Source organism: Mycolicibacterium pulveris, from assembly GCF_010725725.1.
Lineage (GTDB): Bacteria > Actinomycetota > Actinomycetes > Mycobacteriales > Mycobacteriaceae > Mycobacterium > Mycobacterium pulveris.
The window spans coordinates 4,752,242-4,762,209 of sequence record NZ_AP022599.1; the positions used below are offsets into that span (position 1 = coordinate 4,752,242).

At 66.8% G+C, this 9,968-nt stretch carries 10 protein-coding genes; 6 read left to right on the forward strand and 4 right to left on the reverse strand.

Annotated features, from left to right (window positions below; all coding sequences use genetic code 11):
• Positions 1–3: 3 nt before the first annotated feature.
• Together G6N28_RS23035 and G6N28_RS23040 are read right to left on the reverse strand one after the other, a co-directional pair.
• Positions 4–696: an Rv0518 family GDSL lipase gene (locus G6N28_RS23035; RefSeq protein WP_163904361.1), complete on the reverse strand. Its 693-nt coding sequence runs from the start codon at positions 694–696 to the stop codon at positions 4–6.
• A gap of 35 nt (positions 697–731) precedes the next feature.
• Entirely contained in the window at positions 732–1,955 is a 1,224-nt protein-coding gene (locus G6N28_RS23040) for an acyltransferase family protein (protein ID WP_163904363.1), read from the reverse strand.
• A 285-nt stretch (positions 1,956–2,240) separates the two neighbouring features.
• Between G6N28_RS23040 and G6N28_RS23045 the strand changes: the two genes are divergently transcribed.
• Genes G6N28_RS23045 through G6N28_RS23070 form a run of 6 tightly spaced genes read left to right on the forward strand, consistent with a single transcriptional unit; the run spans position 2,241 to position 8,390 of the window.
• Positions 2,241–2,693: a Fur family transcriptional regulator gene (locus G6N28_RS23045; protein ID WP_163904365.1), complete on the forward strand. Its 453-nt coding sequence runs from the start codon at positions 2,241–2,243 to the stop codon at positions 2,691–2,693.
• A gap of 33 nt (positions 2,694–2,726) precedes the next feature.
• A complete protein-coding gene (gene katG / locus G6N28_RS23050; RefSeq protein WP_163904367.1) occupies positions 2,727–4,958 on the forward strand; it encodes a catalase/peroxidase HPI in 2,232 nt (743 codons plus the stop codon).
• Between the two features lie 27 nt (positions 4,959–4,985).
• Positions 4,986–5,774 carry a glutamine amidotransferase gene (locus G6N28_RS23055; protein ID WP_163904369.1) on the forward strand — a complete coding sequence of 263 codons (789 nt, stop codon included), beginning with the start codon at positions 4,986–4,988 and terminating at the stop codon, positions 5,772–5,774.
• Positions 5,771–6,985, forward strand: coding sequence for an NADH:flavin oxidoreductase/NADH oxidase family protein (locus tag G6N28_RS23060; RefSeq protein ID WP_163904371.1), 1,215 nt, complete (start codon positions 5,771–5,773; stop codon positions 6,983–6,985). The genes G6N28_RS23055 and G6N28_RS23060 overlap by 4 nt, the downstream gene beginning before the upstream one ends.
• A 31-nt stretch (positions 6,986–7,016) precedes the next feature.
• Positions 7,017–7,685, forward strand: a complete 669-nt coding sequence (locus tag G6N28_RS23065) for an alpha/beta hydrolase family protein (protein ID WP_163906567.1) — start codon at positions 7,017–7,019, stop codon at positions 7,683–7,685.
• Positions 7,686–7,730: 45 nt separating this feature from the next.
• A complete protein-coding gene (locus G6N28_RS23070; RefSeq protein WP_163904373.1) occupies positions 7,731–8,390 on the forward strand; it encodes an MBL fold metallo-hydrolase in 660 nt (219 codons plus the stop codon).
• A 91-nt stretch (positions 8,391–8,481) separates the two neighbouring features.
• On the opposite strand, the gene G6N28_RS23075 is transcribed toward G6N28_RS23070, so the two are convergent.
• Both G6N28_RS23075 and G6N28_RS23080 read right to left on the reverse strand, forming a co-directional pair.
• Positions 8,482–9,156: a DUF899 domain-containing protein gene (locus tag G6N28_RS23075; protein ID WP_163904375.1), complete on the reverse strand. Its 675-nt coding sequence runs from the start codon at positions 9,154–9,156 to the stop codon at positions 8,482–8,484.
• Between the two features lie 27 nt (positions 9,157–9,183).
• Positions 9,184–9,960, reverse strand: coding sequence for an ArsR/SmtB family transcription factor (locus G6N28_RS23080; protein ID WP_163906568.1), 777 nt, complete (start codon positions 9,958–9,960; stop codon positions 9,184–9,186).
• Between the last annotated feature and the right edge of the window lie 8 nt (positions 9,961–9,968).

Here is a 9,968-nt window from a genome sequence, read left to right on the forward strand (position 1 = left end):
CCGTCACACCCTCCTCGGCAGTTGAGCCCGGATCAGCGGCGCGATCTTCTCCGCCATGTAGACGTGTCCGGCATCGGTGGGGTGCACGCCGTCGGCGCCGATCAACCCCGGCTGTCCGGCGAACCAGGCCGCATCGATCGGGTCGACGAACGTCGCACCGGCCAACCCGGCCTGATAGCCGAGGATGTCGCGAATCCGCAGGATCTGCCCGGGCGGGTCCGCGGTGGGCCACGCCGGACCGATCACCAACATCTTCGCCGAAGGCGCGATGCGGCGGGCCAACTGGAACGTGCCGTACACCAGGATCGACAGCTGAGCGGGGTTGACATCCTTGTCGTTTCGCGAGCCGAAGAAGATCACCAGCGTGTCGTCGGGTTCTACCGTCGCGGCGGTCAGGTCCTCGAACAAGTTGCCGCGGTTACCCCGGGTCCCGTACCCGGCCCCGCCCTCGGCGCCGACGTCGGCGGTGGTGGCGATGCCCTGCTGGGCGAGCATCTGCCAGGCGCGGGTGGTCCAGCCCTTCTCCCCCAGACCGCCCTCGTCACCGCCCGTGGTGTAGGAGTCGCTGATCACCGCAACGCGGTTCAGCGCGACGTTCAGCGCGACGATCTCCTTGTGACTGACCTGTGCCGGCCGCGGGCAGCCCAAGCCGGCCAGCAGCGCGAGCGCGGTAATGACGGTGACCAGACGTCTCACCGGTACAGCGTATGGCGGGAACACGCGAACCTTGATCACACCGCGCGGGCGGAAACCGTTGTGGCCCGCTCTTCGCGCTGCACGTGGATCGGCGCGAGCTTGCCGGGCGCCGAATCCCTGCGCGCCCGCTCGTTGTCTTTCATCATGCTGCGCATCCACCGGCGGGCAGGTTCCTCGACGAGATGGTAGAGCAGCACCGCGCCGGCGAACGCGACGCCGATGATTGCCAACAGGGTCAGCTTGCCGTTGAGGTCGGCGAGCAAGCGCAGCTCGAACTGGTCCACCATCCAGTTCCACGTGGTGTGGACCAGCTCGTGCACCATGTAGAGACTGAACGAGATGCGCCCGAGGTAGACCATCGGCCCGATCGACAGCAGCCCCGGCAGGGTGCCCGCCCCGACCGCCAGCGTCAACACCAACGGCACGAACAGCACGTCGACCAGCCCGTTGGAATCGGGGATCTTCGCCAGCGGATACGCGTCGAACAGATAGAGGCTGCCGACGATCCCGCCCGCCAACAGCACGGCCGCGTAGCCGGCGAGGCGCCGCGCCCGCTCCGAGGGCTGCAACTTGACGACCGCGGCGCACAGCAGCGCGCCCGCGGTGAACTGCATGACGATCCGCGGCAGCCAGCTCCACGGCGTATAGAACTGCCCCGTCGCCAGCAGCAGCAGGACCGGCGGCATCGCGGCGGCGACCGCCAGAAGGAACAAGCCGCGCGCCCTGGTCGACCGGGCGACGCGGAAGACGATCAGCACCAGGCCCGCGAACAGCAGGTAGGCCAACCACTCGGCGCTGATCGACCAAGCCGGACCGTCCCAGCTCGAACCATCGAAGAACGGCTGGAACCACAGCTGCACGAGCAGGAACTGACGGATGTAGTTGATCGCCGTGAGCGACTCGGCAGCGGGCGACGGCACATGCCCGATGTTGAGTGTGAAGATGATCCACAGCGCCGCCAGGTGCATGGTCACCAGGTACACCGGCCACACCCGGGCCAACCGGAGCCACAGGAAGTGCAGCGTCGACCGCAATGACCACGTCTGCCCCATGCGGTCCAGGTAGTTGTAGGTCAGTACGAAGCCGCTGAGGATGAAGAACAGATCGACGCCCTGGGCGCCGCAGTCGAGCAGGGGCGCCAGCGCCGTCCGGAATCCGGGCGCGGCCTGCTCGAGCAGCGGACGGAAGTGAAACAGCACCACCCATACGGCAGCGACGATGCGCAGACCAGACAGGGCTCTGATCTCTCCGCTGCGCACAAGACTCTCTTCGCGAGGACGGACGGGTGTTCATTCGAGCGATGGCTGCCGGTCGGCGCCTCCCCCGCGCCACCTGACAGCAGCTTCGCAGGGTACCAGCGCCGGGGTCATGATCGCGGCACCGGAAACCGGCGCGGCGACCGCGGTGAAGGCGAAAATCATTGGTAACCGGGTGCTTTGACGACACCAGCAATCAGCGTTCGGTGCGGCGTTGCGCGCCGCCGCGGCGCGACTCCCCGCAGATCAACTCTTGACTCATTCCAGATACGGCGGCATATTGGGTGTGTGTCCTCTACGCCGGATTACGCCGATCAGCTCCGGAGGGCTGGCCTGCGCGTAACCCGCCCGCGGTTGGCGGTGGTCGAGGCGGTGTATGCGCGTCCACACGCCGACACCGAGACGATCTTCGGCGCCGTGCGCGAGTTGTTGCCGGATGTGTCCCGACAGGCCGTGTACGACGTGCTGGCCGCTCTGACCGGTGCCGGGCTGGTGCGCAAGATTCAGCCGTCCGGTTCGGTCGCGCGCTACGAGTCGCGGGTCGGCGACAACCACCACCACATCGTGTGCCGGTCCTGCGGTGTCATTGCCGACGTCGACTGCGCCGTGGGCGGCGCACCCTGTCTCACGCCGTCCGACGACGGCACGCTCGACGGCTTCGTCCTCGATGAAGCGGAAGTCATCTACTGGGGTCTGTGCCCTGAATGCTCGATCTCACATGTTTCCCGATCACAACCGTGATCACAGCCCGATAACCCCACCGGAAGGAAAGTTGTGACATCCGAAGCTCGCCCACCTCATTCAGCGGACAAGACTCAGAGCACCAGCGAAAGTGAAAACCCGGCGATCCCGTCTCCGACACCGAAGGCCGGTGCTCCACTTCGCAACCAGGACTGGTGGCCCAACCAGGTCGACGTCTCCGTGCTGCACGCCCAGACGGAGAAGGCCAACCCGCTGGGAGCAGATTTCAACTATCGCGAGGAGGTCAAGAAGCTCGACTTCGACGCGCTCAAGCGTGACATCGCCGAGGTGCTGAAGACCTCGCAGGACTGGTGGCCCGCCGACTACGGCCACTACGGCGGCCTGATGATCCGGATGAGCTGGCACTCCGCCGGCACCTACCGCATCCACGACGGCCGCGGCGGCGGCGGGCAGGGCGCCCAGCGCTTCGCGCCGATCAACAGCTGGCCGGACAACGCCGGCCTGGACAAGGCCCGCCGGCTGCTGTGGCCGATCAAGCAGAAGTACGGGCGCAGGCTGTCCTGGGCCGACCTGCTGGTGTTGGCCGGCAACGTGGCCCTGGAGGACATGGGCTTCAAGACCGCCGGCTTCGCGTTCGGTCGCGAGGACATCTGGGAGCCCGAGGAGACCCTGTGGGGCTTCGAGGACACCTGGCTGGGTACCGACAAGCGCTACTCCGGTGAGCGTGATCTGGCCGAGCCGTTCGGCGCGACGACCATGGGCCTGATCTACGTCAATCCGGAGGGTCCGGAAGGCGAACCGGATCCGATCAAGGCGGCCATCGACATCCGCGAGACGTTCGGCCGCATGGCGATGAACGACGAGGAGACCGCCGCCCTGATCGTCGGCGGGCACACGTTCGGCAAGACCCACGGTGCCGGCGACGCCGACCTGGTGGGTCCCGAACCCGAGGCCGCGCCGATCGAGCAGCAGCAGCTGGGTTGGAAGAGCTCCTTCGGCTCGGGTAAGGGCGCCGACGCGATCGTCAGCGGACTCGAGGTCGTGTGGACGCCGACGCCGACCAAGTGGGACAACACGTTCCTGGAAACGCTGTACGGCTACGAATGGGAGCTGACCAAGAGCCCTGCGGGCGCCTGGCAGTACGTCGCCAAGGACGTCGAGGACGTCATCCCCGAGCCCTTCGACCCGAACAAGAAGCGCAAGCCCACCATGCTGGTCACCGACCTGTCGATGCGGGAGAGCCCGATCTACGCCGACATCACCCGGCGCTGGTTGGATCATCCCGAGGAGCTGGCCGACGCCTTCGCCAAGGCGTGGTTCAAGCTGCTGCACCGCGACATGGGCCCGGTGTCGCGCTACATCGGGCCGTGGGTCCCCAAGGAGACCTGGGTCTGGCAGGACCCGGTGCCTGCCGTGGACCATCCGCTGGTCGACGATGCCGACGTCGCATCGTTGAAGGCCAAGGTTCTCGAGTCGGGCCTGTCGAACACGCAGCTGATCAAGACGGCGTGGGCGGCGGCGGCGAGCTTCCGCGGCACCGACAAGCGCGGCGGTGCCAACGGTGCGCGCATCCGCCTGGAACCGCAGAAGAACTGGGAGGTCAACGAGCCCGCCGAGCTGGCGAAGGTGCTGCCGGTGCTCGAGAAGATCCAGCAGGACTTCAACGGCTCGGCATCCGGCGGCAAGAAGATCTCGCTGGCCGACCTGATCGTGCTGGCCGGTTCCGCGGCGGTCGAGAAGGCGGCCAGGGACGCCGGGTTCGACGTCACGGTGCCGTTCGCGCCGGGACGCACGGACGCCTCGCAGGAGCAGACCGACGTCGAGTCGTTCGCGGTGCTGGAGCCGCGGGCGGACGGGTTCCGCAACTACATCCGGCCCAACGAGAAGACGCAGGTCGAGCGGCTGCTCGTGGACCGGGCGTACATGCTCAACCTGACCGCGCCGGAGATGACGGTGCTGGTCGGCGGGCTCCGTGCGCTGGGCGCCAACTACGGCGGCACCAAGCACGGGGTGCTGACCGACCAGCCGGGCAAGCTGACGAACGACTTCTTCGTCAACCTGCTCGACATGCGGTACGAGTGGAAGGGCTCGACGGCCGAGAACGTCTACGAGGGTGTGGACCGCGACAGCGGGCAGACCAAGTGGACCGCGACCGCCAACGACCTGGTGTTCGGCCACAACTCGCAACTGCGGGCGCTGGCCGAGGTGTACGCACAGGAGGACTGCAAGCAGAAGTTCGTCGACGACTTCGTGGCCGCCTGGGCGAAGGTGATGAACAACGATCGGTTCGACCTGCACCAGTAACACCGGTGCCTGACCGACAATAGACGGGTGCGGCACCCCGCGGGCTCATCCGGCTCGCGGGGTGTCGTGCGTTCTGGACAGCGTCCTTTTCTGTTGCTGTCCGTCCGCGGTGAAGACGAAGCCGCCGACGACGAATACCTCGCGATGATGCGGTTCGGCGGCCTGGACACCACCAGCCTGCGTCGAATCCGGTTGACTCACCGCCCGATGGGACCGGTCGACCTCGCCGACTGGTCCGGCGTCATCCTGGGTGGCGGGCCGTACAACATCAGCGACCCGGCCGACACCAAGTCCCCCGAGCAGCGACGCGCTGAGTCGGAGTTGCTGGCGTTGATCGAGCGCATGGTCGAACAGGACTTTCCGTTTCTCGGATGTTGTTACGGTGTCGGCACGCTCGGCACCGTGATCGGGGCAACCGTCGACCGGACGTATACCGAACCGGTCGGCGGGGTGCGCGTCAGCGTCACCGCGGCCGGCCGCGACGACCCGTTGTTCGCCGATCTGCCCGATGCCTTCGACGCGTACGGCGGGCACAAAGAGGCGGCCACCGATCTCCCGCCGGGCGTGCCGTGCCTGGCGTCCTCGCCGGACTGTCTCGTGCAGGCATTCCGCGTCGGCGAGAACGTCTACGCCACACAGTTTCATCCCGAACTCGACATCCACGGCATCCACACCCGCATCACCGTCTACAAGAACCACGGCTACTTCGCACCGGAATCCGCAGAGGAATTGAAAAAAGCTGCGCGGCAATGGGATGTGCGGCATCCTCAGACGATCCTGCGACGGTTCGTCGAGAGGTACACTCGACCGGCATGACGCTCGCAAAGCCACTCGAATTGCCCTGCGGTGCAATGCTGCCCAACCGCATCGCGAAGGCGGCGATGAGCGAACAACTGGCCACCGTCACAGGTCGGCCCACGCCTGCGCACGTGCGGCTGTATGACACCTGGGCGCGCAGCGGATGCGGGCTGATCGTCACCGGGAACGTGATCGTCGACCGAAGCGCGGTCTCCGAGCCGCGTCAGGTCGTGCTCGAGGACGAGCGCGACATCGAGATGCTACGGACCTGGGCAACCGCCGCGCGGGCTGACGGGGCGCACTGCTGGATGCAGCTCAACCATGCGGGCCGCCAGATTCCGCGCACACTGTCCGGGCACCCGGTGGCGCCGTCCGCGCAGGAGATGACGACGCTGCGCGGCGGGTTCGCCCCGCCACGAACGTTGGCCGCATCCGAAATCGAGGAGCTGATACAGCGTTTCGCACGCAGCGCGGAGATCGCGGTGCGCGCCGGATTCGACGGCGTGCAGATCCATGCGGCCCACGGCTACCTGATCTCGCAGTTCCTGTCGCCCCTCACCAACCAGCGCGACGACGCATGGGGTGGCGACCCCGAACGGCGCAGGCGCTTCCTGCTGGCCGTCATCGACGCGGTCCGCGGTGCGGTCGGACCGAAGGTGCCGGTGGCGGTCAAGCTCAACAGCTCGGACTTCCAGCGCGGCGGCTTCGACGAAGACGAATCGATGGCCGTTGTCGACAGCCTCGGCGATGCCGGTGTCGACCTGCTCGAGATATCGGGCGGCACATTCGAGTCGACGGCGATGATGACCGGTGCGGGCGAATCGACGCGCGCACGCGAAGCCTACTTTCTCGACTACGCCGAGCGGGTCCGTGCCCGCGCCCGGATGCCGCTGATGCTCACGGGCGGCCTGCGAAGCGCTGCGGGTATGCAGGCGGCGCTGCAGTCGGGTGCCATCGACGTCTGTGGGGTGGCCAGACCGCTGGTGCTGGAAACCGATATCGCGCAGCGCCTGTTGGTGTGCGACGAGACGGCCAGCGCCGCCGTACCGCGCCGCGGCCGCATTCCGCGGCTGGCCGGCGCCGCCGAAACCATCTGGTACACCGAACAGATTCACCGCATCAGCCGGGGCCGCGCGCCCAAGACCGGTCGCAGCGTGGAGGCCGCGATGGCGAGATATCTGATCGCCAGTACCCGCGACGCCCTGAGACGTCGCATGGTCGTCCGTTAGTTAACCGCGTCGGTGGGGAATGCCCATGCCCATGGACACTGCCGAATACGCCCCGGGCCGACTCGTCGACGTCTGGGACCACGACGCACCACGCACGGCCCTGATGTGGCACGGTGCCCAGACCGACGCCCGCGCGACCATGGGTCCGTTGGCGGAACGGCTGGCGGGCCACGGCTTCGTGGTGATGGTGCCGGACTGGAATTCCAACGCCGATGACCGAGGCCGCGCAGACCTGCTGAGGTCGCTCGAATTCGCGCGGTCCCGCAGCGCCGACCCCGACGCCCTGGTGCTCGTCGGATGGTCGCTGGGCGGGCTTGCCGCAGCGGGGGCGACGCTGCACGCCGACCAGCTCGGCGTCCGGTTCGCTCACACCGTATGCCTGGCCGGTGCGTTCGTCGTCGCCGACCCGGTTTCCGGTGAACCGCTGCCCACCGACCTCACGGGTCTGACGCGTTCGCCGTTCACGCTTCTGCACGGGATCGGCGACCACGTCGTTCCGGTGACGATCAGCCGCGACTTCGCCGAGACACTGCGCGCGAACGAGTGGCCGGTCGAGCTGGTGGAACTCGACACCGACCACGCGGCGATCGCCGGTGCGGCGCACGACCCGCTCGCCGACCGCTACATTCCCGCCGAGGATCCGCAAGCGCTGCAGGTCGCGACCGGTGTGGCGGCCCGAATCGCCGCCGCCGCTTCGTGATCTGACCCTTGACCTCAACAGTGGTTGAGGACGCAGAGTGGGGCCATGGCTACTTCGACACACACACTGACCCAGATTCGCGACGACCTCTTCCAGACCCGAATGGACTCGCCGTTCCCCGGTTTGACCACGCATGCTTATGTGTGGCGGGGGCCGACGGGCAACGTGCTGTTCTACAACCCCGCCAGCGAAGCAGACTTCGAGGCGATCGACGCGCTGGGCGGGGTGAGCGCGCAGTATCTCTCGCATCAAGACGAGGCCGGCCCAAACCTGGCGCGGATCGCCGAGCGGTTCGGCCGTCGGCTACATGCGCCCGCGGCCGAGCTGGCGGTGATCTCGCCGCACGGTCACGTCGACGTGCCGTTGGGCGATGAGCGCCATGTCGATGAGAACGGTGTGGAAGTGCTTCCCACACCGGGACATTCGCCGGGCAGCACCTGCTACCTGGTGACCGGAGCGGGCGGGGCGAAATATCTGTTCACCGGCGACACCATGTTTCCCACCAAGGAAGGCACGTGGTCGACGTTCCTGGTGCCCGGTCGCGGTGACGCCGGGGAGCTCCGACGAAGTGTCGAACTACTCGGGACGCTCGAGCCGGACGTCGTGATCTCCAGTGCCTTCGGCGGCGACTCGGCGTTCGAAACCGTTGACGCCACACGCTGGGCGGAGTGCGTCGCGCAGGCGCTGGCCAGCGTGCCGTCGTAGCGGCCCTCGCTCGCGAATTCTGCACCAGGGCTGTGATGTTCGACCGATCACGACCCTGGTGTAGAAATCGGCGCAGTCGTTGCGAGGCGGCCTACGATTCACCGGTGCCGGTGTCGTGCCAGATCCACCACTCATAGGGCGGAGATTGCGGATAACCCTCGGGAGAGTCCTCCCAGGTCTCCTGCCGCCCGAGCGCGGTCATGTCGAGCAGGTTCCAGGTGTTGACGAAGACCTCGTCGCCGCGGCCGTCGATGCGGTAGGTGCGGAACACGCGGCCGTCGTCGTCGCGGATGAACGCGTTGGTGGCGTGGTACTCGTCGCACCCGAAATCCTTGTCGAAGTCGTCGGTGATCGTGAACCACGGGTGGCGCCAACCCATCTTGGACTTCATCCGCTCGAGGTCGGCCTGCGATGCGCGGGAGACATACACGAACGAGGTGTCCCGCGCGTTGAGGTGAGCGAGGTTCGGCACATGGTCGGCCATCAACGAGCAACCCACGCAGCCGTGCTCAGGCCAGTCGCCGGTGCCCGGTTCGATGAACGCGCGGTACACGATCAGTTGGCGCCGACCGCCGAACAGGTCGAGCAGGCTCACCTTGCCGTCCGGGCCGTCGAACGTGTATTCCTTGTCCACCGGCGTCCAGGGCATCCGGCGCCGCTGCGCGGCCAGTGCATCACGGGCCCGCTGAACCTTTTTCTCTTCGACGAGCATCTCCTCCACAGCGTGCTCCCACTCCTGCGCGGACACGATCGGTGGTGCTTTCATCGCGCTGTCTCCTTTCCTTCTTCGGTGCTATGAGGCTTCGAGTGCCGTCTTGAGGTTGGACAGCCTCCACGGCCAACCCCCGGAGATAAGTTCGCGGACAGTGCTTTCCGGCGGGAAGTCGTCGTGGATGACGGTCAGCTTGACCATGCCGTTCTCGACCGGTTCGATGTCGAACGACACCCGGGACCGCTTTTCGGCCGCCGCCTTTTCGATGGTCTCTTCGTCCAGGCCCACCGCGGTCAGTTCGGGTCCAAACGTGTGGAAGGTGAAGACCAGCCTGCGATGCGGGTCCGACTCCAGGATGACCTGATCGGGGTGCGCGATCTCCAGTCCGGCGGGGTCGGTTATCCAGACGTAGGTTGAGCCCTTCCGCCAATCGGAGACCATGGCGTGTCCCATGTACCGGGTCGAGAAGGTGGGGTCGGTGATCGCCTGCCACAGCCGCTCGGGAGTGGTCCGGATGTAGGTGGTGTAGACGAATTCGGCGCTGCTCATCTGTTCGGTCTCCAATACCGTTTTGAGGTCTGCAAGGGCGTGTACCCGCGCGCGGTCGTATTGCTTGATCCAGCGGTCGGCGATGGCGTTGATCGGCTCGGCGTTGAGGTAGTGCAGCTTCTCGCGGCCCCGCCACACGACCGTGATGAGGTTGGCGGATTCGAGCACCGCTAGGTGCTTGCTGACCGACTGCCGCGCCATCGACAGCCCCGCGCACAACTCGCGCAAGGTCTGCCCATCGCGGACGTTCAGGTTGTCGAGCAGCAGGCGCCTGCTGGGGTCGGCGAGCGCCCGGAACACCTCATCCATCGATGTCA